Annotated in this window: 29 protein-coding genes; 28 read left to right on the top strand and 1 reads right to left on the bottom strand. The window is 52.5% G+C overall.

Annotation, left to right across the window (positions count from 1 at the left end):
* The first annotated feature begins 58 nt into the window (after window positions 1–58).
* The 17 genes from B5E82_RS05130 (at window position 59) to B5E82_RS05055 (ending at window position 12,948) form a co-directional block, all read left to right on the top strand.
* Window positions 59–319: a YabP/YqfC family sporulation protein gene (locus B5E82_RS05130; protein WP_087306454.1), complete on the top strand. Its 261-nt coding sequence runs from the start codon at window positions 59–61 to the stop codon at window positions 317–319.
* Window positions 313–1,551, top strand: a complete 1,239-nt coding sequence (gene yqfD, locus B5E82_RS05125) for a sporulation protein YqfD (RefSeq protein WP_162610710.1) — start codon at window positions 313–315, stop codon at window positions 1,549–1,551. The genes B5E82_RS05130 and yqfD overlap by 7 nt, the downstream gene beginning before the upstream one ends.
* 68 nt (window positions 1,552–1,619) lie before the next feature.
* Window positions 1,620–2,630 carry a PhoH family protein gene (locus B5E82_RS05120; protein WP_087306450.1) on the top strand — a complete coding sequence of 337 codons (1,011 nt, stop codon included), beginning with the start codon at window positions 1,620–1,622 and terminating at the stop codon, window positions 2,628–2,630.
* On the top strand, window positions 2,608–3,108 hold the full coding sequence (ybeY, locus tag B5E82_RS05115) for an rRNA maturation RNase YbeY (RefSeq protein ID WP_087306448.1): 501 nt from the start codon (window positions 2,608–2,610) through the stop codon (window positions 3,106–3,108). Before B5E82_RS05120 ends, ybeY begins: the two co-directional genes overlap by 23 nt.
* 47 nt (window positions 3,109–3,155) lie before the next feature.
* Complete coding sequence (locus B5E82_RS05110) at window positions 3,156–4,352, top strand: DUF3048 domain-containing protein (RefSeq protein WP_162610709.1); 1,197 nt, start codon at window positions 3,156–3,158, stop codon at window positions 4,350–4,352.
* A gap of 9 nt (window positions 4,353–4,361) precedes the next feature.
* Window positions 4,362–6,023 carry a putative polysaccharide biosynthesis protein gene (locus B5E82_RS05105; protein WP_087306445.1) on the top strand — a complete coding sequence of 554 codons (1,662 nt, stop codon included), beginning with the start codon at window positions 4,362–4,364 and terminating at the stop codon, window positions 6,021–6,023.
* Between the two features lie 89 nt (window positions 6,024–6,112).
* Entirely contained in the window at window positions 6,113–6,274 is a 162-nt protein-coding gene (locus tag B5E82_RS18085) for a hypothetical protein (RefSeq protein ID WP_162610708.1), read from the top strand.
* 32 nt (window positions 6,275–6,306) lie between these two features.
* Window positions 6,307–6,774 (top strand): hypothetical protein, encoded by a 468-nt coding sequence (locus tag B5E82_RS05100; protein WP_087306443.1) that lies wholly within the window; start codon window positions 6,307–6,309, stop codon window positions 6,772–6,774.
* A 44-nt stretch (window positions 6,775–6,818) separates the two neighbouring features.
* Complete coding sequence (locus B5E82_RS05095) at window positions 6,819–7,247, top strand: hypothetical protein (RefSeq protein WP_087306441.1); 429 nt, start codon at window positions 6,819–6,821, stop codon at window positions 7,245–7,247.
* Window positions 7,248–7,327: 80 nt separating this feature from the next.
* Window positions 7,328–8,197, top strand: coding sequence for a glutamate 5-kinase (gene proB / locus B5E82_RS05090; protein ID WP_087306439.1), 870 nt, complete (start codon window positions 7,328–7,330; stop codon window positions 8,195–8,197).
* Entirely contained in the window at window positions 8,190–9,080 is an 891-nt protein-coding gene (locus tag B5E82_RS05085) for a patatin-like phospholipase family protein (protein ID WP_087306438.1), read from the top strand. Before proB ends, B5E82_RS05085 begins: the two co-directional genes overlap by 8 nt.
* Window positions 9,081–9,128: 48 nt before the next feature.
* Window positions 9,129–9,359, top strand: coding sequence for a DUF896 domain-containing protein (locus tag B5E82_RS05080; RefSeq protein ID WP_087306577.1), 231 nt, complete (start codon window positions 9,129–9,131; stop codon window positions 9,357–9,359).
* Complete coding sequence (locus B5E82_RS05075; protein WP_087306437.1) at window positions 9,328–9,942, top strand: 5-formyltetrahydrofolate cyclo-ligase; 615 nt, start codon at window positions 9,328–9,330, stop codon at window positions 9,940–9,942. Before B5E82_RS05080 ends, B5E82_RS05075 begins: the two co-directional genes overlap by 32 nt.
* 64 nt (window positions 9,943–10,006) lie before the next feature.
* Window positions 10,007–11,251, top strand: a complete 1,245-nt coding sequence (locus B5E82_RS05070) for a glutamate-5-semialdehyde dehydrogenase (RefSeq protein ID WP_087306576.1) — start codon at window positions 10,007–10,009, stop codon at window positions 11,249–11,251.
* A gap of 2 nt (window positions 11,252–11,253) precedes the next feature.
* On the top strand, window positions 11,254–11,820 hold the full coding sequence (rsmD, locus tag B5E82_RS05065) for a 16S rRNA (guanine(966)-N(2))-methyltransferase RsmD (protein ID WP_087306435.1): 567 nt from the start codon (window positions 11,254–11,256) through the stop codon (window positions 11,818–11,820).
* Window positions 11,813–12,304 (top strand): pantetheine-phosphate adenylyltransferase, encoded by a 492-nt coding sequence (gene coaD, locus B5E82_RS05060; RefSeq protein ID WP_087306433.1) that lies wholly within the window; start codon window positions 11,813–11,815, stop codon window positions 12,302–12,304. Before rsmD ends, coaD begins: the two co-directional genes overlap by 8 nt.
* A gap of 59 nt (window positions 12,305–12,363) precedes the next feature.
* Window positions 12,364–12,948 carry an ATPase gene (locus tag B5E82_RS05055; protein WP_087306431.1) on the top strand — a complete coding sequence of 195 codons (585 nt, stop codon included), beginning with the start codon at window positions 12,364–12,366 and terminating at the stop codon, window positions 12,946–12,948.
* A 67-nt stretch (window positions 12,949–13,015) separates the two neighbouring features.
* Here B5E82_RS05055 and B5E82_RS05050 read toward each other — a convergent pair whose 3' ends face one another.
* Entirely contained in the window at window positions 13,016–13,921 is a 906-nt protein-coding gene (locus B5E82_RS05050) for a nucleoside recognition domain-containing protein (protein WP_087306429.1), read from the bottom strand.
* Window positions 13,922–13,995: 74 nt separating this feature from the next.
* Between B5E82_RS05050 and B5E82_RS05045 the strand changes: the two genes are divergently transcribed.
* From B5E82_RS05045 to B5E82_RS04995, 11 genes are all read left to right on the top strand, one after another.
* On the top strand, window positions 13,996–15,450 hold the full coding sequence (locus B5E82_RS05045; RefSeq protein WP_087306427.1) for an aminoacyl-histidine dipeptidase: 1,455 nt from the start codon (window positions 13,996–13,998) through the stop codon (window positions 15,448–15,450).
* A 74-nt stretch (window positions 15,451–15,524) separates the two neighbouring features.
* Window positions 15,525–16,187 (top strand): M23 family metallopeptidase, encoded by a 663-nt coding sequence (locus B5E82_RS05040; protein WP_087306425.1) that lies wholly within the window; start codon window positions 15,525–15,527, stop codon window positions 16,185–16,187.
* A 48-nt stretch (window positions 16,188–16,235) separates the two neighbouring features.
* Window positions 16,236–17,048 carry a GTP pyrophosphokinase gene (locus B5E82_RS05035; RefSeq protein ID WP_087306423.1) on the top strand — a complete coding sequence of 271 codons (813 nt, stop codon included), beginning with the start codon at window positions 16,236–16,238 and terminating at the stop codon, window positions 17,046–17,048.
* Entirely contained in the window at window positions 17,048–18,574 is a 1,527-nt protein-coding gene (locus B5E82_RS05030) for an RsmF rRNA methyltransferase first C-terminal domain-containing protein (protein ID WP_087306420.1), read from the top strand. Before B5E82_RS05035 ends, B5E82_RS05030 begins: the two co-directional genes overlap by 1 nt.
* 1 nt (window position 18,575) lies before the next feature.
* Entirely contained in the window at window positions 18,576–19,352 is a 777-nt protein-coding gene (locus B5E82_RS05025) for a pseudouridine synthase (RefSeq protein ID WP_087306418.1), read from the top strand.
* Window positions 19,346–20,044, top strand: coding sequence for an HAD family hydrolase (locus B5E82_RS05020; RefSeq protein ID WP_087306416.1), 699 nt, complete (start codon window positions 19,346–19,348; stop codon window positions 20,042–20,044). The genes B5E82_RS05025 and B5E82_RS05020 overlap by 7 nt, the downstream gene beginning before the upstream one ends.
* Entirely contained in the window at window positions 20,038–21,969 is a 1,932-nt protein-coding gene (locus B5E82_RS05015; protein ID WP_087306414.1) for a YgiQ family radical SAM protein, read from the top strand. The genes B5E82_RS05020 and B5E82_RS05015 overlap by 7 nt, the downstream gene beginning before the upstream one ends.
* A gap of 15 nt (window positions 21,970–21,984) precedes the next feature.
* Entirely contained in the window at window positions 21,985–22,812 is an 828-nt protein-coding gene (locus B5E82_RS05010; protein WP_087306412.1) for a Cof-type HAD-IIB family hydrolase, read from the top strand.
* 92 nt (window positions 22,813–22,904) lie between these two features.
* A complete protein-coding gene (locus B5E82_RS05005; RefSeq protein WP_087306410.1) occupies window positions 22,905–23,714 on the top strand; it encodes an SDR family NAD(P)-dependent oxidoreductase in 810 nt (269 codons plus the stop codon).
* A gap of 88 nt (window positions 23,715–23,802) precedes the next feature.
* Window positions 23,803–24,342: a putative ABC transporter permease gene (locus tag B5E82_RS05000; RefSeq protein ID WP_162610707.1), complete on the top strand. Its 540-nt coding sequence runs from the start codon at window positions 23,803–23,805 to the stop codon at window positions 24,340–24,342.
* A gap of 20 nt (window positions 24,343–24,362) precedes the next feature.
* Entirely contained in the window at window positions 24,363–24,872 is a 510-nt protein-coding gene (locus B5E82_RS04995) for an NUDIX hydrolase (RefSeq protein WP_087306406.1), read from the top strand.
* Window positions 24,873–24,918 lie beyond the last annotated feature (46 nt).

Raw genomic sequence — 24,918 nt, 5'->3', positions numbered from 1 at the left:
GCCAAGGCCAGGCAGAAAGGTTTTGCACCGCCGTCTGTGCGGCGGCGCGGGTTGAGGTATGAGCTTTAGGGAACGCGCAGCGGACGCTTTGAATCTGCCGAAGGATCTGACGCTCGGAGCAGTGATTATGACCATTACCGGAAAGCATGAGGCTTATGTGGAAAACTACATGAGCCTCATTGAATATACGGAAGAGCTGATCCGGATTCAGACCAGGACCTGCAAGTTGGAGATTCATGGAAGACAGCTGGACATCGCCTATTACACCAATGATGAGATGAAGATCACCGGTGAGATTCAGGAGGTGAAATATTGCTGATTTCCTTTTTCCGATACCTGAAAGGATATGTCCGGATTCGCCTGCAGGGATATTCGCCGGAACGGTTTCTGAATCTGTGCAGAGCCAGAGATATTGAGATCTGGGACTTGAAAAGCTGCGGCCTTACCTATGAAATGAATCTTGGCCTCCGTGATTTTCGGAAGCTGAAGCCTCTGCGGAGGAAGGCGAGAGCTCATGTGGTTATCTTAGAGCGTCACGGCCTTCCGTTTTTTTTGTACCGGAACCGGAACCGGAAGATGTTTCCGGCGGGAATCCTGCTCTGTGCGATCTTCCTGTATGTCATGTCCCTGTATATCTGGAACATTCATATAGAAGGAAATTATTCCCGGACTACAGATGTGATTCTGGACTATCTGGAGTCTGAGCAGGTGGTCCACGGTATGCGCAAAAGCCAGGTGGACTGCAAGGAGATTCAGTCTATGATACGGATTGAATTTCCGGATATTATCTGGGTCTCCGCAGAGGTAAAAGGCACGCGGCTGATTATCCGAGTGCGGGAAAATATGGACACAGAGGTACAGGAGGATACGGGAGGACAAACGGAGGCCAGTGATCTGACTGCTTCGCGGCCGGGATTGATTACAAGCGTACTGGTGCGGAGCGGAAAGGCTCTGGTACAGCCGGGAGATGAGGTGGAGGAAGGCGCCATCCTGGTAAGCGGCAGGATTGATATTCTGAGTGATTATGGAGAAGTGCTCGGATATCAATATACAGCCGCTGACGCGGACGTATACGCGCGGACGGAGTACGAATATTATGATGAATTTCTCCTGTCTCACGAAGAGCGCCATTTTACTGGGAAAAAGCGGCATGGCTTTTACCTGATTCTGGGAAACCGCCGGTTGGCCTTTGAAAAAAAGCCCGGTTTTGCGGCATATACGACTCTGAGTACAGAACACCCGCTGAAACTGACAGAAAATTTTTATCTTCCCGTGACCCTGGGAACTATTTCCTATGAAGAATATGAGACGTACATGGAAAACTATACGACAGAGGAAGCAAGGCTGCTGGCGGAGACAGATTTGAATGAGTTTCTGGAAAATTTAATAGAAAAAGGGGTTCAAATTGTCGAAAATAATGTTAAAATAGAAGTCAGCGGCAATCTCTGCCGGGCTTCCGGGACCATCGCGGCGCTGGAGGAGATCAGCGAGTCCGTTCCCACAGAAATTCTGGAGGACCCAGTGCCGGAGAGCGCCACGGAAGAACAGTAGCTCCGTCTGTTTTCCAATGCCGGTTTCCGGCATACGGGAAGCGGCGGACAGTAAGAGGAGCAGTGCATTTGAGCAGTATTGTAGAAAAGATTCTGGATGTGCCGGCTGAGCATGAGAGCAATGTGTTCGGCCAGTTTGACAGTCATATCAAAAAAATAGAGCAGACCCTGAAGGTGTCTGTGGTGGCCCGGGACGGGGCTGTAAAGATTCTGGGACCTGCCGCGAATACCCGGCAGGCCGCCAGAGTATTCGAGCAGCTTCTGGAGCTTTCCCGCCGGGGAAATGTCATACAGGAGCAGAATGTGGACTACGCTCTGGCCCTTTCTATGGAGGGCCAGGAGGAAGTGCTGGTGGAGATCGACAAGGATTTGATCTGCCACGCCATGAACGGAAAACCCATCAAACCCAAGACGCTGGGCCAGAAAAAATATGTGGACATGATTCGAAAGAACATGATTGTGTTTGGAACAGGGCCTGCCGGAACCGGCAAGACCTATCTTGCCATGGCCATGGCAATCACAGCCTTTAAGAACAATGAAGTAAGCAGGATTATCCTGACACGCCCGGCCATAGAAGCAGGAGAGAAGCTGGGATTTCTGCCGGGAGATCTGCAGAGTAAGGTAGATCCCTACCTGCGCCCGCTGTATGACGCCCTGTATCAGATTATGGGCGCAGACAGTTTTGTGAAAAATATGGAAAAAGGTCTGATCGAGGTAGCTCCTCTGGCCTATATGCGCGGGCGCACGCTGGATAACGCTTACATCATTCTGGATGAGGCTCAGAATACTACGCCGGCCCAGATGAAAATGTTTCTGACCCGTATCGGTTTCGGGTCCAAGGTCATTGTGACCGGAGACGCCAGTCAGAAGGATCTTCCTTCCGGAACACGTTCCGGCCTGGAGGTGGCCCTGAAGGTGCTGGCAAAGGTGGAAGACATCGGTTTCTGTGAACTGACCAGCAAGGACGTGGTGCGCCATCCCCTGGTTCAGAAGATTGTACAGGCCTATGACAGCTATGAGAGAGCTCAGGAAAAGCGGAGCTCCAGAAAGGAGCGCTATGACAATCAACGTAGAAGATGAGAGCGGGATCGGCCTGCCGGGAGTAGACACGGAGGAGACTGCCCGGCGTGTGATTGAGGCTGCCCTGGATTATGAGGGCTGCCCCTATGAGGCGGAAGTAAATCTGCTTCTGACTGACAATAAAGGAATCCGTGTGCTGAACCGGGAACACCGGCAGATCGACCGGCCCACGGACGTGCTTTCCTTTCCGATGCTGACCTTTGAGACCCCGGCTGATTTTGCGGAAGCGGAAGAAGCAGAACTGGACTGCTTTAACCCGGAGACGGGGGAGCTGGTTCTTGGTGATATTATTATCTCTGTGGAAAAGGCGGCAGAGCAGGCGGAAAAATACGGGCATAGCCTGGAGCGGGAGTACGCGTTTCTGATCGCCCACAGCATGCTTCATCTGATGGGGTATGACCACGAGGTGCCAGAGGAAGCGGAAGTTATGGAAAAGAGACAGGCGGCGGTTCTGGAGAGCCTGCACATTTTGCGCTGAAAACTGCGTCAGATTTGTGGTATATGTATAGTAAGGAGGCTTTCCGTGTGAAAGAAGAGATATGGCCCCTGCGCTTTTGTCCTTTTTTGATCTGCGCGGCTGTTTTTCTGTTCCTGCTGCCTGCCCTGGCAGGGTGCGGCAGGAAAGAAAGCGGAGCACAGGATCAGGAGATGGCGGATACCGGCTTTGACACAGAAGCGGAGGTCCTGGAAAAAGAAGAACTGGAAAATGTGGGCGGTCTGACGGCCCCTCCGGAACCGGGGCGGGAAGTAGTGGATGGAAAAGTCCGCAGTTATTTTACCGGAGAATGGATTGCAGAGGAGCTGGGCACAAAGAAACCGCTGGCTGTGATGCTGAACAATACTTCGGCGGCTCTTCCCATGTCGGGCGTCTCCGGCGCGTCTGTGATTTATGAGTGTCCGGTGGAAGGACGCATCACCCGCTGGATGGGTATCTTTGAGGACTGGCAGGGGTTGCAGCGGATTGGCTCTGTCCGGAGCTGCCGGCTGTATTTTCTCCATTTCGCCCAGGAATTCGACGCGGTCTACGCCCATTTCGGACAAGCCAGTTACGCGCTGGAAGCTCTGAACAGCGGAGAGTTTGACGTACTCTCAGGCGCCACAAAGGGGATTGATAATCCGGCCACAGCCATGTACGATCGGATATCCCGGCCGGGAAAGGCGACGGAACATACTCTTTATGCGTTTCCCTCCGGTATCGGGAAGGATATTGAAAGAAAAGGTTTGGACATGACCATGCCGGAAGACTATCCGGGCAAATTCCGGTTTGCGGACCCAGGAGAGACTGCGGAGTATGAGGGATATCCGGACGTGGCAGTTCTTAAGCCCGGTGGAAACGGCGGGAAGAATGGGTTCGGCGGGGTAAGAGCTGTGTTTGAATATAACCCTGCAGACCGGAAATATTACCGTTCCACCTACGGTTCTCCTCATGTGGACGAGCTGACGGGAGAACAGGTGGCGGTTACCAACGTGATTTTTCAGTACTGCGACGGCAATGTGCTGGACGCCAAGGATTATCTGCATTTTGCGGCTCAGTCGGAAAAAAATCCGTGTACGGTTTTTACCAATGGGAAAATGATCGAGGGTTATTGGAGCAATCCCGGAGAACTGGGGACTCCGGCCCGTTATTATGATGAAAACGATCAGGAAATTACGCTGAATACGGGAACCACATTTATCTGCATTATCTGGAAAGACTATGCGGAAGACGTGGTAATCGAATAGGGAAGAACGATGGGAAATAAGAAAAGTTCAAAGAGCTCTAATTTTATTATGCAGGGAGGCATTCTGGCCGCGGCGTCGATTATCAGCCGCATCATCGGAATGCTGTACCGGCTTCCGGTTACCAATATCATCGGGGATCAGGGAAACAGCTACTATTCTGCGGCCTACGAGGTCTACAATATCATTCTTCTGATCTCTTCCTACAGCCTGCCGCTGGCTGTATCCAAGGTAGTGTCGGCCAAGGTGGCGCTGGGAGAACATAAGAATGCCTGGAGGTCTTTTAAGGCCGCCATGTATATGTCGCTTGTGGTGGGAGCTGTGGCTTCTGCCATTACCTTTTTTGGAGCCGGCTTTTTCACGGGAACGCTTCTGAATACACCGGAGAGCGAGCTTTGCCTGAAGGTGCTGGCGCTGGCTATCTTTGTGATGGCGGTTATGGGCGTGCTCCGGGGGTATTTCCAGGGCATGGGAACTATGATGCCCACGGCTGTTTCCCAGGTAATTGAGCAGCTTGTCAATGCGGTAGTCAGTATTGTGGCTGCCAGTATGCTGTACTCTTACGGCGCGTCCCTGGATCAGGCAAAGGGAATCACGGATGGTACGGGCGGAGCTGTCTACGGCGCGGCGGGAAGCACGCTGGGAACCAGCCTGGGCGCGGCGGCAGGGCTGATTTTTCTGGTAATCGTCATGCTGATGTACAACCGTGTGCTCCAGAAGAATCTGCGGAAGGATCAGGTAAGCCAGGTGCAGAGCTATTCCAGTATGCTCCGCATGCTGGTTCTGACCATTGTTCCCGTGATCTTGAGTACTGCTGTCTATAATATCAGCGGCTTTATTGATCAGGGCGTGTTCAAGTTCCTGATGCTGGATGTTCAGAATATGGATAAGGATATGGTAGATGTCTACTGGGGCATATATGTGGGAAAATACAAGCTTCTGACGAACGTTCCCATTGCGGTGGCTTCGGCCCTGTCTTCCTCAGTGATCCCGGCGCTTACGAGAGCGCGGATGGCGGGAAACCGAAAGGAGATGCGCAGAAAGACAGAGAATGCCATCCGTATGGTGATGCTGATCTGCATTCCCAGCGCCTTCGGCCTCACAGCCCTGGGAGGACCTGTTCTCGATCTCCTGAACTGGAATACGGACCCGTCGGCTCCCATCATGTTCCTGATCGGCTCTGCGGCAGTGATCTTCTACGGCCTTTCCACGCTGACGAATGGAATCCTGCAGGGCATCGATCATATGCAGATTCCGGTCCGCAACGCGGTGATTGCGCTGGCATCCCATCTTGTGGTTTTGGTAGTGCTGGTACAGTTTGCCGGCATTCATATTTACGGCGCGGTAATTTCCTATATGTTTTTTGCTTTCCTGATGTGTATTCTCAATGGACTTGCCATACGCAAATACCTGCATTACCGCCAGGAGGTGAAACGTACCTTTTTGATCCCGGGCGTGGCGTCGCTGATTATGGCTCTGGCTGTATGGCTTCTTTATACGCCCCTTGAGAATCTGATGGGAAATAAGCCGGCCACACTGCTCTGTCTGGTGCTGGCAGTGCTGATTTACGGCTTCTTCGTACTGTTCCTCCGGGGAATTACCGAGGAAGAGATGAGAGCCTTCCCGAAAGGGTATCTGCTGGTGAAAGTCCTGAAGAAAATCAGACTGATGTAAGTAAGATAGAAGAAATTTTTCAGGTGCCAAAACCGATGTAACACATAAGAATATTTTTCAGATACCATGGCTGGAAAGAGGGGGAAGACATGGGAAAGAAAAAGAAATGGTTCCGGAAAAACAGAATCTGTGTCCTGGCAGCAGGAGCGCTGTTTTTCTCCTGCCTGGCACTTCCTTCCGAGGCAGGAGTCCGCATGAGGGGAGACGACGGGACGGCTCCGGTGCTTGTGCTGGGAGTGCTCACCGGATAGAATTCTCCTATGAAGACAACAAGCTTTCCCGTGTGGAGTCAGAAGAGGGTTCTCTGGAGTTTGAGTTCAAGGGAGATTTCCTGTATTCCGTGACGGATAATGCCAGCAATATGGCCACTTTTGAACAGGACCGGAACGGAAATCTGATTCAGGCCCGGAGCGGGGAGCTCGAAAGAGAATATACCTATGATGAGCATGAAGACAGAAAAACAGGAAGCAATCTGACGTCTGTGACAGATGAAAACGGAAAGCTTCTGCTTCTGGCGGCATATCAGCCTGGAATCGAAGTGGGAAGCGCCTGTCAGGTAGCTTATATCCGGACAGAAGATCAGACAGAAAAAGCCTTTGTATACGATCCCTATGATGGAGTCCATACCTGTCTGGACCCGGACGGAAGTTCGCTGGTTCTTACCTATGAGACGCCGGTGGCGGAATCCTATACCTGGACCTGGTATGATGCTCAGGGCAATATTCTGCGTCAGGAAGTGACTTCTGATTAGAATTTTTCCAAGTTGTCCATACTAAACCCAAAGGAGGGTTTTTTATGGCGAAGAAAATTCTGGCTGGCTGTCTTGCGGCTGTGGTTTTAACCAGCCTTGCCTGGTACGCAGGCTTTCTTCACTCGGACAGGCAGGCGGAACGGGAGCAGTCCGAGCTGTGGCAGGAGCTTCAGTCGCTGAGTGAGCGCGTCGCGCTTCAGGAGGAACGGAAGAGCGCGGAGCAGCCCGAAGAAAAGGCGGCGGCTTCTGTGGACCCGGATGGGGTGGTAAACGAGCAGGAAAGCCACGAATATTATCTTGTGGAAGAAGACGGACGCGTCACGATCTACCGGATTGACGGAACAACGCTCTTTGAGTATACAGGCATTACCGTGGACTCTCTGCCGGAGACGCTTCAGACAGAGATCTCACAGGGAAAACGGGTCAGCGGAGAAAAAGAATTGTATGATTTCCTGGAGAATTACTCCAGTTAAACTTGCTATTCTCTGAAGAATAGTGTAAAGTTAGGAAAGAAAAATATAATAGACATAAGAGGATAAGGACAAGAGGAATTATGGAAGATAAGGTACTGGATACTCAGTGCAGAGCAGAGCTTAAGGATAAAAAACGAATCGTGGTGAAAGTGGGCACTTCTTCCCTGATTCATGTGGAGACGGGAGAACTGGATCTTATCAAGGTGGAGCATCTGGTCCGGGAGCTTACCGATCTGCGCAGCAAGGGTAAGGACGTCATTCTCGTCACGTCGGGAGCCATCGGCGTGGGAAGCAAGGCGGCCGGATTTAAGGAGAAGCCGGATACAGTGCCCTTAAAGCAGGCCTGCGCGGCCATCGGACAGGCGCGTCTGATGATGATTTACCAGAAATTTTTCGCGGAATACAATCAGGTGACGGCTCAGGTCCTGATGACCCGCAACACCATGCTGAACGCGAATAACCGCAGGAACGCCCAGAATACTTTCGAGGAGCTTCTGGCGCTGGGGGCGATTCCTGTTGTAAACGCCAATGACAGTATTTCCACCTTTGAGATCCTTCACGGAGATAACGATACGCTGTCGGCAGTGGTGGTTTCGCTGGTAGGGGCGGATCTTTTGATCCTGCTTTCGGATATCAACGGGCTTTATACAGATAATCCCAGCACAAATCCGGACGCGAAATTTGTTCCTTTCGTGGATATGGTGGACGATGAACTCAAAGACATGGGAAAAGAGTCTGCAAGCGGCGTGGGTACAGGCGGAATGGCTACCAAGCTGATTGCGGCAGAGCTGGCCACCTCTGCGGGAGCGGACATGGTAATCGCAAATGGAAGAAATATGAATGTGATTCACAAGATTATAGACGGACAGCCATATGGAACCTTTTTCCGTTCCAATGAGGATGAAGCCTTTGAGCTGAAAAGATTTTTGAAGGAGCGTTTTCATGAGTAAAGCCGGTATGATACTGGAAGGCGGAGGCACCAGAGGGGTGTTTACCGCCGGTGTGCTGGACTATTTTATGGAACAGGGGCTGTATCTGCCCTATGTGATCGGCGTGTCGGCGGGAGCCTGCAATGCCGTGGACTACGTATCCCGCCAGCCGGGGCGGACAAAGATGTGTACCATTGATTTCCTGGAGGCTGGCAGCTATGTGGGACTGAAATCTCTGATTCAAACGCACAGTCTCTTTAATATGGACCTGATTTTTGACGTATTTCCGAACAGGCTGATTCCCTTTGACTACGATACGTATTTTTCATCGGGAGCGACCTGTATTCTGACAGCCACCAACTGCCTGACAGGCAGGGCGGCCTACCTGACAGAAGACTCCAGCAGAGAGCGCCTGATGGCGATCTGTAGAGCTTCCTCCAGTCTGCCTGTGATCTCTCAGATGGTGAAGGTAGACGGAATCCCCATGCTGGACGGCGGACTGGCGGATTCCGTACCGATACGAAAGGCCCTTCATGACGGGGTAAAGAAAAATGTGGTAATTCTGACCAGGCAGGAGGGGTACCGGAAGCTTCCGGCGAAGAAGACTCTGAGGATGGCCCGCATTATGTATTCCAAGTATCCGAATCTCATCAAGGCGATCAAATACAGAGCGTATTATTACAATAAAACCATGGAGCTTCTGGAGGATCTGGAGAGCAGAGGCCATGTGGCGGTGATACGTCCTCAGATCCCGGTGATCAAAAATACAGAGGATCGCCCGGAGGTTCTGACAGAGTTCTACAATCACGGATACGAGTACGCAAAGGATATTTTTGAGAAGACGGCGTCCTATCTTCGCTGGGACCCGAAAGAAGCGGAAAAGAAGAACACTTCTGCTTCCTGACAGCTTAAGAGGACAGGAAATGTCAAAAAGGAGAAAAGGAACATGAGCATAGATGAACAGAAAATTGCCCGTATCAACGAGCTGTACCGCCGCTCCAAGGCGGAAGGGCTGACAGACGCGGAAAAGCAGGAGCAGAAGCTTCTGCGTCTGGAATATGTGCAGGCCATCCGCGCGAATCTCAGAAGCCAGCTGAATAATATAGATATTGAAGAAAAGGACGGCAGTATTTACAATCTGGGTGAGAAGTATGATATGGAACGGAAGCGTAAAGGAAACTGAAACAGCACAGGAAGAGAGCAGGCTGAAAAAGAAAGCGATCCGCAAAGAGGTGCGCTTGCTCCGGGCTGGATGTTCCGATGAAGAGATTCATGCCATGAGCCTGAAGGTGCTTGCTCATGTGCTGGAGACGGAGGAGTACCGGGAAGCGGAGACGCTCTTTGTCTACGTGGACTGTAAGCACGAGACAGAGACCTCGGATCTGATCCGCCGGGCCTGGGCTGATGGGAAGTCTGTGGCGGTCCCCAGGGTGCTTGGACAGGAAATGAAATTCTTCTACATCCATTCTCTGGAGACAGATCTGGAGGATGGCTATTTTGGAATCCGGGAGCCTTATGAAAAGGAGCCTGCGGACGAAGCGGCTGACAGGCCGGGAAGCCTGATGGTGATGCCGGGCGTGGCTTTTGATGAAGCGCGGCACCGGATCGGATATGGAGGCGGTTTTTACGACCGCTATCTGGAGGCGCATCCAGGGCTTGACACCATAGCCCTTGCCTTTGAATTTCAGGTGAAGGAAGAGGTGCCCTTTGAACCCTTTGACATCCTTCCCGGGAAAATTGTGACGGAGAAGCGGGTAATCTCCTGAGAGATACTGTAGAGATACTGCGTGCGGAATCAGATTGAGGCACGGGAACAGGAGGATATAGATGATGACGTTAGAACAGATAGGGCAGAAAGCAAAAGAGGCGGAGCCATTGCTCCGCGTGATGAACGGAGAGAAAAAAAATCAGGTGCTCCTGCGCGCGGCAGAGTATCTGGTGAAGGATACGGAGTTTATTCTGAGCGCCAATGAGACGGATATGGAGAACGGCAGGGAAAGAGGCATGAAGGAGGGCCTTCTGGACCGGCTGAAGCTGACGGAAGAGCGGATAGAAGGAATGGCAGAGGGACTCCGCCAGATTGCGGCGCTTCCGGACCCCATCGGCGGGGTGATTTCGGAATGGACGCCGGAAAACGGGCTGGATATCAGAAAAGTTCGTGTGCCCCTGGGTGTGATCGGCATCATTTATGAGGCTCGGCCCAACGTGACGGCTGATGCCTTCGGCCTCTGCTTTAAGACAGGCAATCCTGTGGTGCTGCGGGGAGGAAGCGACGCGGTTCATTCGAATCTGGCGATTGTGGAAGTGCTCCAGAAGGCTCTGACAGACTGCGGCTGCCCCGCCTCCGCCATTCAGCTTCTGGAGGATACCAGCCGGGAGACTGCGGCTGCTTTCATGAAACTGAACCGGTACATAGATGTGCTGATTCCGAGAGGAAGCGCAGGGCTCATTGCTACTGTGGTGAATAACAGTACGATTCCTGTCATTGAGACTGGCTCCGGAAACTGCCACATCTATGTGGACGAGGACGCGGATCTTCAGATGGCGGCAGATATCGTATACAATGCCAAGACGCAGCGGATTGGCGTCTGCAATGCCTGCGAGTCTCTGGTGGTCCACCGGAAGGTGAAGGATGCCTTTCTTCCCATGCTGGCCCGGAAGCTTTCCGAAAAGCAGGTAGAGCTGAGGGGCGACGAAGCGGCCAGAGAGGCAGTGCCGTCCATGAAAGAGGCTTCTGCGGAGGACTGGGGTACGGAATATCTGGACTACATCCTTTCTGTGAAGACGGTGGACAGCCTGGATGAGGCCATTGCTCATATCAACCGGTATAACACCGGCCATTCCGAGGCCATCATTACGGAGAATAAAGAGCATGCAGAGAAGTTCCTGCAGGAAGTGGATGCGGCGGCCGTCTATGTCAATGCCTCCACCCGGTTTACCGACGGCTTTGAGTTTGGGTTTGGTGCGGAGATCGGCATCAGCACTCAGAAGCTTCATGCCAGAGGCCCTATGGGGCTGGAGGCTCTCACCTCCTATAAATACGAGATTTACGGCAATGGCCAGGTAAGGGGGTAAGCATGAGAGTCATAGCAGGCACAGCCCGGAGTATGCCGTTAAAATGCATAGAAGGGCTGGATACGCGTCCCACCACGGATCGTATTAAGGAAACTCTGTTCAATATGCTGCAGCCGGAGATTCCGGGCTGCCGGTTTCTGGACCTTTTCGGGGGCAGCGGAGCCATCGGCATTGAGGCCTTAAGCAGAGGGGCGGATTTTGCTGCTTTTGCGGAGAATAACAAAAAGGCGTATGAGTGTATTCTTGCCAACCTTGCCTTTACCAGGCTGGCAGATCGCTCCAGGGTCTTTTTTATGGACGCCCTGGGAGCGCTGCGTGTAATGGAAGAAGACGGTCCTTTTGATCTGATTTTTCTGGACCCGCCCTATGGCAGAGGGCTGGAGCGGGAGGTGCTGGCCTACCTGGAGAATTCCGCTCTGGCGGACGAGGATACGACCATCATTCTGGAGACGGATTTGAAAGAGGATACCGGCTGGATATCCGGTTACGGATTTTCTGTCAGAAGAGAAAAACGATACAAGACAAACAGGCATCTTTTTATAGAGCGCATGAGGGAAACGAATGATTAGAGCGATATATGCGGGAAGCTTCGATCCGGTCACCAAGGGACATCTGGATGTGATTATCCGCGCGTCCAGAATTGTGGATGAGCTGGTGGTCGGGGTTTTGCACAACCGGGCAAAATCTCCGTTGTTTTCTGTGGAAGAACGTGTTAATATGTTAGAAGAAGTGACGAAGGAATATCCGAATATCAAGATCCATTCCTTTACGGGGCTTCTTGTGGAATTTGCGAAAGAGTGCGAGGCTCACATCATCGTACGGGGTCTCCGGGCAATCACAGACTTTGACTATGAGCTTCAGATGGCGCAGACCAATCGGATCATGAGTCCGGAGCTGGATACACTGTTCCTGACTACCAGTCTGGAATATGCATACCTGAGTTCTACGACAGTCAAGGAAGTGGCTGCTTTTGGAGGTGACATTTCTGCTTTCGTACCACCGTACGTAGAAGAGAAAATCCGGGAAAGGATGCATGAGCTTTACGGAGTATAGAATCCGTCCGCGGGACAGATACCCTGAGGACGAATATCAGCAGGGAAAGGAGAACGGTCATGAGCAGCAAGATTGAGCAGATCATCGAAGAAATTGAGGAGTATATCGATGGCTGCAAGCCGCAGACATTGTCAAAGACAAATATTATCGTAAATAAAGAGGAGATCGAAGAGCTTCTCCGGGAGCTTCGGATGAAGACACCGGAAGAGATCAAGAGGTATCAGAAGGTTCTGGCGAACCGGGATGCGATCCTGGCGGACGCGCAGGCCAAGGCGGATGCGATTATCAAGGAGGCCAATATACATACGACCGAATTGATAAACGAACACGAGATCATGCAGCAGGCTTATGTGCAGGCCAACGAGATTATGGCGGCTGCTGAGGCTGAGGCTCAGAAACGGCTGGATGAAGCTACTCTGGAGGCCAACAGCTTTAAACTGGAGGCCATGAAATATACGGATGATATGCTGGGAAATCTTCAGAATCTGATTCGTCAGACCATGGAGGGACATGCTGCCCGCTATGAGTCCATGATGAGTTCTCTGAATAATTTCAGCGATATTCTTGCAAGCAACCGGGCCGAGCTGGAACCGGCGCTTCACCAGAAGGAAGTAAAGGAATTGAAAGAGCTGGAAGAGTCCTGACGGCGGCGTTCAGAACAGGCTGAAAAGCGGAGACGGGCAGTCAGGCACAGAGTCAGGTCGTGTTTCCCTATGACAGGAGACCGCGTCCGAGGATCAGCGCGCAGACGGCGACTGGAATGGCGGTCAGAATCTTGGTTTTCAGATAAGAGAGAATGGACAGGCCGCTGTCCTGGATCATGCTTTGGGTCTGGGCCATCCCGGAGAGTCCTCCGAATGAGGAAATACCCAGAATCAGGCCAAAGGAGAGCCAGAAGGGAAGATCCTGGGCGGCGGTCAGAGAGATTCCGTTTGTGATTTCCAGAATTCCCACAAGTGCACAGGTCAGGGCGGGATAAGGACAGGGAACGCCCCGAAGAAGCCTCGCCAGCATGGAAAACAGGATGATATAGCAGCCGAGCTTCAGGATACTTTCCAGTCCGTTCATGATACAGGCATCTGCGATTTTGAAGCTGATTTGAGATCCGGATGTCTTTTTTTCTGCCGGTAAGGAGGAAAAGGTCCGTCCGCGGCGGGTAAGAATTCCTGCCAGAACCGGCATTCCAAATGCCAGAAGCAGAGCAGGCCCTGCCAGATCCGGGCGTTTCAGACTTTTTGTCATGCAGAAGCCTGTGAGAAAAGCAGGACTTACGTTGTTGCAGAAGCCCAGAAGATAATTGCCTTCTTCTGCGGAAATACGGCCCGCCCGCGTCAGATCTCCTGTGATTTTTGCTCCTGTGGGGAAACCGCAGAGAAAGCCTGCGGCCAGGCAGAAGCAGCCGTTTCGGGAACAGCCGAAGATTTTATGAAGAACGGGGTAAAGAAATCTTGTCAGATAGGATACGCCATCCAGAGCAATCAGCAGGGAAGACAGGATGAAAAAAGGCAGCAGAACCGGAACCAGGGTATTGAACCAGAGCAGGAGTCCGGCAGCCGAGGCTTCTGAGGCATGGATGGGATCTGTCAGCAGGAAAAAGATCAGGGCTGCAGTAATCAAAACAGACAAGATTTTTTTTGGGAAAATTTTTTTGGTCGTCATAGAAACACTATATGATATGGAGGAGCCGGATTATGAGAAAATTGGAAGGATTGAAGCCGGAAAAGGTGTTCCGGTATTTTGAGGATATCTGCGCGATTCCCAGAGGGTCGGGAAATGAAGAGGCTGTGAGCCGGTATTGTATGGATTTTGCGGAAAAGCGGGGACTCACTGCGTACCGGGATGAGTCAAACAATGTAATTATCACAAAGGAAAGCAGTAAAGGGTATGAAAACGCGCCTGGGGTGATACTCCAGGGGCATTTGGATATGGTATGCGAAAAGAACGCGGACTGCACGGCAGATTTTACGAAGGATGGGATCAATGTTCTCGTGGACGGCGATTTTGTCCGGGCAGACGGCACAACTCTGGGAGGAGATGATGGGATTGCCGTGGCCATGATGCTCGCGATTCTGGACGACGACAGCCTTTCACACCCGCGGCTGGAATGTGTCTTTACCACGGAGGAAGAGACCGGCCTTTATGGAGCGGAGGCTCTCGATACCTCCCGCCTGAAAGGAAGACGCCTGATCAACATTGATTCTGAGAAGGAAGGCATCTTTACCGTAAGCTGTGCCGGAGGCATGGAATGTGACTGTGTTCTTCCGGCTGCCTGGCAGGAGGCGGATGGATGCTTCTATGAAATATGGGTGGACGGCCTGCATGGAGGTCATTCCGGTTCGGATATCCACAAAGAAAGGGCAAATTCTAATATTTTGATGGGGCGTCTGCTCTGTATGCTTGATGAGGTGGTGGAGTTCCGGCTGGCGGAGCTTGCCGGCGGCCTGATGGATAATGCGATTCCCCGCAGTACCCGCGCACTTCTCTGCGTTTCCTCAGAGGAGACGGATAAACTGGAAGAAAAACTGCAGGAGATAGATTCCGTCTACAAGAGAGAGTATGCTTCAGCTGATCCGGATATCACGGTCCATTTTCAGAAGTCTGGAGAGAGGACAGGCAGAGTCCTCACTCCGAGGAGCGCGTCTCTTCTTCTGTTCCTGCTTCACAATGCGCCAAACGGCGTAGTTCGGAACAGCATGGACATTCCCGGTCTGGTACAGACCTCTCTGAATCTGGGAATTCTGAAGCTGGAGGAGCAGGCGGCCACGCTGATTTTCAGCGTCCGAAGCTCTGTGGAATCGGAAAAGGAGGAGCTGGGAAGAAGGCTGCGCCATATGACAGAATTCCTGGGCGGAACCTGTGTGCAAAAAGGAGATTATCCCGGCTGGGAATACCGGCAGGAGTCATCTCTGCGGGATGCCATGGTGTCTATATATGAAAGAATGTATGGGAAGAAACCTCGGGTGCTGGCGATTCACGCAGGACTGGAGTGCGGTTTCTTCAGCGGAAAGATGGAGGATCTGGACTGCGTCTCTATCGGCCCGGATCTGTTTGGCGCTCATACGCCGGAAGAAAGACTCAGCATCTCTTCCACAGAAAGAGTGTACGAATTTATTCTGGAGGTTCTAAAAGAACTGCGGCAGGCATAGAATAATGGGTAGGAGCGTGAAAGGGAGAGCCTTCGCGCGAAATGTAACGAAATCTAGCGGGAGCAGAGGTGTCCATGCGGCTTTCGATTGCTTCATACGGCTTACTGCTGATATGTGTCTGTCTGCTGATTCATCTGGAGCTGGCCTGGATTTCCGGGCACAGCGCCGGAGAGAGCGCAGAGCTTCCGGCGGCGGAGCAGGCGCGGGAATACTATGAGCTGTACGAAAATGTCTGGAAGGACCTGGTATATTTTCCAATTCCGGAATCTTCGGAAGATGAAAAGGCAGAGGTTTCTTTTGAGAACAGCTGGATGTTCGAACGTACTTATGGAGGTTCCTATGGGCACGAGGGCACAGATCTCATGCCCTCTGTGGACAGGAGCGGTTACTATCCGGTGCTCAGCATGACGGACGGTGTGGTGGAGAATATCGGCTGGCTGGAAAAGGGCGGCTGGCGGATCGGCATCCGGAGCGTTCATGATGTCTATTTCTATTATGCCCATCTGTCCTCCTATGCGGAAGACTTTCAGAAAGGGGATGTCATCTCGGCGGGACAGCTTCTGGGCTATATGGGGGATACCGGCTATGGAAAAGAAGAAGGAACCAGCGGCCAGTTTCCGGTGCATCTGCATGTGGGAATCTATGTGAGAACAGAGGAAATTCCTGAGCTGGCGGTCAATCCTTACTGGTTTCTGAGGTATCTGGAACAGCATAAGCTGAAGTACTCGTTTTCCTGATTTTCCGAAAAAGAGGACAATTCTGCAAAGGCGAAAAGGAGAGGTTTTATGGAGATACAATTATGGCGGGAAATTCTGAATCCTTATGAGCTTGCCGTCAAGGAGGTTATGACAAAGTTTAACCATCTGATCAAAGAACACAGAGACAGGGGGCTTTATTCTCCCATTGAGCAGGTGGAAGGACGCGTCAAGACCATATCCAGCATTCTGGAAAAGTGCCAGAAGAAAAAAATCGATCTGGAGGATATCGAGGAGCGGATCTCTGATTTGGCCGGCGTCCGGGTCATCTGCCAGTTTGTGGAGGATATCGATAAGGTGGTGGAGATTATCCGAAACCGCAAGGATATGGAGATCAAGCAGGAGCGGGATTATATCCGGGAGATGAAGTCCAGCGGTTACCGGAGTTACCACATGATTATTTACTATACTGTGGATACGCTGGACGGTCCGAAGAGACTCCAGGTGGAGATTCAGATCCGGACCATGGCCATGAATTTCTGGGCGACGGTGGAGCATTCTCTTCAGTACAAGTATAAGAGAAATATTCCGGATCATATCCGGGAAAGACTGCTGAATGCGGCTGACGCCATCATTGTTCTGGACAATGAAATGTCCAGCGTCCGCAGCGAGATTATGGACGCTCAGATTTCTTTCCAGATTCAGGCAAATATCGTGGCGGATATTCTCAATAACATACAGAACCTTTACAAGGTGGCAAATAAGCGGGAGATTCTGAAGATTCAGGATGAATTTTACCGAATCTACGCAATGAACGATATCGACCAGCTGGAGCGTTTTGACAAGCAGCTTGACATGATTGCTGAGGGTTACCGGGCGCAGACGCTGGCTATGGAGGACTGATGGAGTTACCTGCAGAATTTACAAAAGAAATGAGAGAGCTTCTGGGCGGAGAATATTCTGCCTGGATGGAAAGCATGGAAAAGGGAGAGGCAGAGACAGGAAGTTTTCGAGGGCTTCGGGTAAATACTCTGAAAGCCGAGCCGGAAGAACTGCGGAAGCGCCTGCCCTTTTCACTGCGTCCCATTCCCTGGACCGGGAACGGCTTTTACCTAGAGGGAGGGGAGCGGGCTTCCCGGCATCCCTATTACGCGGCGGGGCTTTACTACCTTCAGGAGCCCAGCGCCATGGTTCCGGCTGCGGCTCTTCCCATTGAAGAAGGGGACCGGGTTCTGGACCTCTGCGCGGCCCCTGGCGGAAAGGCCACAGAGCTGGCTGCGAGGCTTCACGGAACCGGTCTTCTCGCGGCCAACGATATTAGCAATTCCCGGGCAAAAGCGCTTCTTAAGAATCTGGAGCTCTTCGGCGCGGAAAATATCCTTGTGACCAGCGAGAGCCCGGAGCGGCTCTGTTCCTATTTTGAAGGTTTTTTTGACAAAATTCTGATAGACGCTCCCTGTTCCGGAGAGGGAATGTTCCGGAAGGAGCCTTCCATGGTAAAGGACTGGAAGGAAAAGGGGCCTTTGTTTTATGCCGGCCTTCAAAAGGAAATCGTATCACAGGCGGCCAGGCTTCTGCGTCCGGGCGGCCTGCTTTTGTATTCTACCTGCACCTTTTCGGTCAGGGAAAATGAGGAGACCATTCTATCTCTTCTGCGTTCAGAACCGGGATTCCGTGTGCTGCCTCTGGCGCTGGAGGAAGAGGCGGCGGCGTACGGCTTTGCGCCCGGGCGGCCGGATCTGGTATCTGCGGAAGCGGCTCCGGAGGGCCTCTCTGAGGAAGAACAGGAACAGCTCCGTCTCGCGGCCAGGCTGTATCCCCACCGAATCGGGGGAGAGGGTCATTTCGCGGCTCTGCTTCAGAAAAAAGGGGAAAGAGAGCCAGAGGCTTTGTCCGCTGAAAAGAGAGCAGGAGCTTCTCCGGAAAACAGAAAGAAAAAAGGGAAGAACGGGAAAAGCGGGAAATTCGGCAGCACAGGACAGGAACATGAAAAAAATGAGAAGCTTCCGGAGGGCTGGGAGGAGTTTTCCAGGTTTTTGCGCTGCCCGATAGACGAGAGCCGAATCCGGCTTTATGACGGAAGACTCTATCTGCTGCCGGAGGAGCTCCTGAACCAGAATATCCGGGGACTGCGTTTCCTTCGGACAGGACTTTTTCTGGGCGAAGTGAAGGGAAAACGATTTGAGCCCAGCCAGGCTCTTGCAATGGCGCTTGGCAGAGAAGAATTTTCGGAGGTTCTGGACTTTTCTCCGGAGGATGAGCGTGTGAAACGCTATCTGAAGGGAGAGACGCTGGATGTGGAGGATCTGCCGGGCGCAGCAGCAGGGAAGGGCTGGCGGCTGGTCTGCGTGGACGGCTTTCCGCTTGGCTGGGGGAAGCTGGCAGCCGGCAGCCTGAAAAACAAGTATTATCCCGGCTGGAGGTGGTAAGATGCGTCTGGATAAATATCTGTGTGAGGCCGGACTGGGAACCCGGACTCAGGTAAAGAAGCTTTTAAAAAGCGGCGTGGTGGCAGTAAATGGCAGGACTGTCTTCCGGCCGGAGCAGAAGCTCTCAGAGACAGACAGGGTGGAAGTGTCAGGAAAGGAAATTTCCGTATCGGAATTTGAATACTGGATGCTTAATAAGCCGGACGGCTATGTGTCTGCCACGGAGGATCGTACCTTTCCGACAGTACTGGAGCTGCTGCCGGAGGGAGCAAGAGGGGATCTGTTCCCGGTGGGAAGGCTTGACCGGGATACGGAAGGTCTGCTGCTTCTGACCAATGACGGGAAGCTGGCGCATTTTCTGCTTTCTCCGAGACGCCATGTGGACAAGGTCTATTACGCGCGGATTCGGGGAGAAATCACAGAAGCGCATGTGAAAGCCTTTGAGGAGGGTCTGGATATCGGAGATGAAAAGCGGACGCTGCCTGCGGTACTGGAGATTCTTCCAAAGAGCCGGGAAAAAGACGCCGGAGCATCGGAATGGGAGAGCCGGGAATCGGAAGATTGTACACCGGAAGCTGAGCCGGAGATCCGGGTAACACTCCGGGAAGGGCGGTATCATCAGGTGAAACGGATGTTTGAAGCGGTAGGCTGCAGGGTGATGTATCTGAAGCGGCTTTCCATGGGAAGTCTGCGGCTGGATGAAACCCTTGCGCCGGGCGAGGCGCGTCCCCTGACAGAAGAAGAGGTCAAAGCACTGAAGGAGGAGACAGGATGCTGAAAGGTGTGAAGGCAGTCCTTTTTGATCTGGATGGAACGCTGGTGGATTCCATGTGGATGTGGAAGGACATAGACATAGAATATCTGGGAAAATACGGATGCGAACTGCCGCCGGAGCTTCAGAAAGAGATTGAAGGCATGAGCTTTTCAGAAACGGCGGTCCATTTTAAGAAGCGTTTCGGCCTGTCCCAGAGCCTGGATGAGATTAAAGCGGAATGGATTGAAATGGCCAAATACAAATATGCCCATGAGGTTCCCATGAAGCCGGGTGCCCTTTCTTTTCTGCAATATCTGAAAAGCCATGGAGTGCGGGCGGGAATCGGCACAAGCAACAGCCGGGAGCTTCTGGACGCGGTGATGGATTCACTGGGGCTGAACCGCTTTATCGACTGCTGCATGACTTCCTGCGAAGCCGGCGCAGGGAAACCGGCGCCGGATATCTATCTGAAAGTGGCGGAGAGCCTGGGCGCGAAGCCCGGGGAGTGTCTGGTCTTTGAGGATACGCCTGCAGGACTTCAGGCAGGAATCAATGCCGGAATCCGGGTCTGCGCCATGGAAGATAAGTACGTGGCAGATCAGCAGGAGACTATCTGCCGCCTTGCGGATTACTATATTCATGATTTCACACAGGTGCTGGACGGCACCTACCGGAAATTGAAGCCGGATGAGAAGGAGAACGTAAAACCATGCTGAAAGCCGGATTTTTGCCTGCCACGCCGGAAGAATTGAAAAGCAGAGGAATCGAACGGCCGGACTTTGTCTACGTCATCGGGGACGCCTATGTGGATCATCCATCCTTTGGCCCTGCCATTATCGGACGGGTGCTGGAAAGCCACGGGTATGCGGTGGCCATTCTGTCCCAGCCGGACTGGAAGAATCCTGCGAGCATCCAGGTATATGGGGAGCCGCGTCTTGCCTTTCTGGTCTCTTCCGGGAACATGGATTCCATGGTGAACCATTATACCGTATCCAGAAAGCGCAGAAAGACCGATTCCTATACGCCCGGCGGGCTCATGGGGAAGCGGCCTGACCGGGCGGATATCGTTTACAGCAATCTGATCCGCAGTGTCTACAGGCATACGCCCATTATCCTGGGAGGCATCGAGGCCAGCCTGCGCAGGCTGGCGCATTATGATTACTGGTCCGACAGTTTTAAACGCTCCCTGCTTCTGGACAGCGGGGCCGATTTGATTTCCTACGGAATGGGAGAGCGCTCCATTGTGGAGATCGCGGACGCTCTCGCCTCCGGAATCGCCATCCGGGATTTGACTTTTGTGGATGGGACTGTATACAAGAGTACCCGCCGGGAAGACATTTACGATGCCATTTTCCTGCCGGATTATGAAAGCATGCGCGCCGATAAGCGTCTGTACGCGCAGAGCTTTGCCCTTCAGCAGAAAAACGCTGATCCGGTCCGCGGAAAGCGGCTGGCGGAATCCTATTCCGATCATACCTTTATCGTACAGAATCCCCCCTCCAGACCTTTGACGCAGGAAGAAATGGACGAAGTATACGGGCTGCCCTATCAGAGAGCCGTGCATCCCTCCTGTCTGGAAAAAGGAGAGGTCCCGGCTTTCTCCGAGGTCAAATTCAGCCTTACCAGCTGCCGGGGCTGCTTTGGCGCCTGTTCATTCTGCGCGCTGACCTTCCATCAGGGGCGGATCATCCAGGCGCGCAGCCAGGAGTCTCTTATGGAAGAAGCGCGGCAGATGATTCAGGAGCCAGATTTCAAGGGCTATATCCATGATGTGGGAGGTCCGACCGCGGATTTCCGCCATCCGGCCTGTGAGAAGCAGCTGCGGAGTGGAGCCTGTCCGGAGCGGCAGTGCCTGTTTCCGAGGCCCTGCCCGAACCTGAAAGCGGATCATGGAGAGTATATTCGTCTTCTTCGAAAGCTCCGTGCCCTTCCGGGCGTGAAAAAGGTCTTTATCCGTTCCGGCATCCGTTTTGATTATGTGCTTGCAGATCCCAGGGCCGATGAATTTATAAAGGAGTTGTGTGAACATCATGTAAGCGGCCAGCTTAAAGTCGCCCCGGAGCATGTGTCTGACCGTGTCCTTTCCCGCATGGGAAAGCCTTCCCGCAGCGTCTATGAGGCTTTCTGCCGGAAATACAAAAGCATGAATGAAAGACTTGGGAAAAAGCAGTATCTGGTTCCCTATCTGATGTCCTCCCACCCGGGCTCCACGCTGAAGGAGGCGGTAGAACTGGCGGAGTACTGCCGGGATCTGGGATATATGCCGGAGCAGGTGCAGGACTTTTATCCGACGCCCTCCACACTTTCTACCTGCATGTATTATACCGGTCTCGATCCCCGGACTATGGAACCCGTCTATGTGCCGAAAAATCCCCATGAAAAGGCCATGCAGCGCGCGCTGATTCAGTACCGGGACCCGAAAAACCGGGAGCTGGTGCGGGAGGCACTGGAAAAGAGCGGGCGGACGGATCTGATCGGATACGGTCCCAGATGCCTGATTCCGCCTCCGGCAGGAGAAAAAAGGGACAGCGGGCACAGAACGGAACGGTCTGAAAAGAACAGAAGGGCCGGAGGAACAGCTTTCGAGAAGAGCGTAAAAAAGAAGAAAACGATCCGAAATATCCATAAGAAAAAACAATAGGAGGACTGTGAAGCCATGAGCCAGTATGAGCTGATTGCCTTTGATATGGACGGCACTCTGCTGAATTCCAGAAAAGAAATTACGCCGCTTACGCTGGCGGCTCTGAACAGAGCCGCGGACGCGGGAAAGAAGATTGCTCTCTCCACCGGAAGGTGCCGGCCGGAGCTTGACAGCTATCTCAGCCTGATACCGAAAATCCGCTATCTGATCTGTACCAGCGGAGCTCTTGTGTATGACGTTTACACACAGGAAGAGATATTGAAACGGTCCCTGGAGCCTTCCCTGGTAAAAGAGCTCCTGAAGCTTGCCATAAAGGAAGGGGCCATGATGCATCTGCTGGACCGGGAATCCATCGTTCAGACGGATCAGTTTCAGCATATGGAGCGGTATGGAATGGGCGTCTATAAACCCATGTATGAACGGGTGGTGACTGCCTGGGATAACCTGTATGAGACCTACTGCGCGTCACCGTTTCCAGTGGAAAAGGTGAACTTTTATCATACGGATCTGGAGTCCAGAGAGCGTACCAGGAGACGGATAGAAGAAGCAGGTTTCCCGGTCATTCTGGCGGATGCGGAAAGAGGTTCGCTGGAAATCTCAGCGGCAGGCGTAGACAAGGGGTCCGGTCTGCGAAAGCTCTGTGAGCGCCTGAATATTCCGGTGAGCAGGACGATTGCGGCAGGGGACGCGGATAACGATATCAGTATCCTGAAGGCAGCCGGGCTCTCTGTGGCCATGGGAAACGCTCTTCCTCATATCAGGGAACTTGCCGATGTGACCGTATCCGACTGCGATCACGATGGCTGCGCGGAGATTATCGACAGCTGGCTGCTGGCGGAGTAATCTCCAGAAGAGCAGCTTCCGGAAGAGCAGTCTCTGAAAGAGTAATCCAGAAAGAGATAAAAAGAGAGGGAGAAGAAGAAAGGAGAGATTCTGTGGGGAGAAACAGGAAGAAAATCGCACTGGTAACAGGAGCCTCTTCCGGCATAGGGCGCTGTCTGGCGCGCCAGATGGCAGAAAATTATCCGGAGCTTCATGAAATCTGGGTTCTCGCCAGACGAAAGGAAGAATTGGAAGCTCTCCAGACAGAATGTCCCGAGACCCAGTTCCGGCTTCTCGTCATGGATCTGGCAGACAAAGAGACGTTTACAGAGCTTGCGGGCCTGCTGGGAGCAGAACGGCCCCATATCTGCCTTCTGGTCAACGGAGCGGGGCTCGGGCATAATGGTCCTACGGCTCGGCTGGAGACTTCTGGCCTCTGTGACATGATAGATGTAAACTGCCGTGCTCTTATAGCGGTAACACGCCTCTGTCTTCCCTATATGGGAAGAGGGAGCCGGATTCTTCAGCTTGCCTCCGGTTCGGCTTTTCTGCCCCAGCCGGGATTTGCAGTCTACGCAGCTTCCAAATCCTGTGTCTTATCTTTCAGCCAGGCGCTGCGGGAAGAACTGCGGCCCAGAGGCATCGTGGTGACGGCAGTCTGTCCGGGGCCTGTGGATACAGACTTTTTCCGGGCCGGCGGAATCACTTTAAGCCCTCTGAAACGGTTCTTTCTGGCTGATCCGGAAAAAGTAGCGAAGAAGGCTCTGGCGGACGCCCGAAAAGGGAAAGCCCTGTCTGTTTACGGTCTTTCCATGAAAATGGTGCGGATAGTGGCGAAGGTTTTTCCAGAGGGATGGCTTGTGCGGTTTCATGTGAATCAGCAGGACAGCTCGGAAAAGATTGTGGAAAACGTACATTGTTAAAAAAATAGCAATTTTTTATTGACAGAACCCCCTTCATATCGTACACTGGACAAAACATAAGACATATCAGAATATGAGAGGGGAACAAATGAAAAAAGTACAGGATTATTTTTTATACTTTATGTTTTACTCGGTTATCGGGTGGATTTATGAGGTTTTTCTGGAGGTGGTCGTATACCGCTGGGGATATTCCGACCGGGGCGTATTGATAGGGCCATACTGCATTGTATATGGTTTGGGGGCTGTCATCCTGCTCCTCGCCCTGTCCGGCCTGATGAAGAAAAAGATAAAGCTCGGTCCGGTCAATGTGACGCCGTTTCTGGTCTTTGTGGGAATTGTGCTGATTACTACGGTGATTGAGCTTATCGCCAGCTATATCATGGAATTTACCGCAGGAGAATGGATGTGGGATTACACCAGATTCGCCTTCAACTTTCAGGGACGGATCGCTCCAAACCCGAGCATCCGGTTTGGAATCGGCGGCATGGTGATTCTGTATCTGCTGCATCCGCTGGCCAGACGTTTTACGGAGAAGACCAGCCTGAAAGTCCAGAGAACGGCGGCGGTCATCTGCCTGGTGCTGTTTGCGGCGGATTGTATACACTATGTAGTGAGTAACTGGATATAATCAGGAAGAGGAACGTACAGATGGAACGTTATATTGGAACTTTGACGACACTCTGCTATCTGGAGAAGGATGATAAATACCTGATGCTTCACAGGGTGAAAAAGAAAAATGATGTCAACCAGGACAAATGGATCGGCGTTGGCGGCCATGCGCTCTCTTACGAAAGCCCGGAGGATTGTCTTCTGCGTGAGGTGCAGGAGGAGACCGGGCTGCTTCTGACAGATTACCGCTTCCGGGGAATTGTGACCTTCGCCCTCAAAGATGTGGAGACCCAGTATATGTGCCTCTATACAGCCAAAGACTGGGAGGGAGAGCTGGACTATAACTGCCCGGAGGGGGTGCTGGAATGGGTGCCGAAAGAGCAGATCACCGGCCTGGAGCTGTGGCCCGGAGACAAGGTGTTTTTCAAGCTGATTGCGCAGGAGCATCCGTTTTTTTCGCTGAAGCTCTCCTATGACGGGGATATACTGGAGGAATGTGTGCTGGATGGCAAAAAGCTGGAGTGGGATGGGTTTTTGAGAGAAGAGTAGCGTCGGTGTAAAAGAGCGTATCGTTCCTTGATACATCGATGCCAGA

Origin of the sequence: Lachnoclostridium sp. An138 (genome assembly GCF_002160765.1) — a bacterium.
GTDB classification, from domain to species: domain Bacteria; phylum Bacillota; class Clostridia; order Lachnospirales; family Lachnospiraceae; genus Laedolimicola; species Laedolimicola faecalis.
This window is presented reverse-complemented; position numbering and strand designations above follow the sequence as displayed.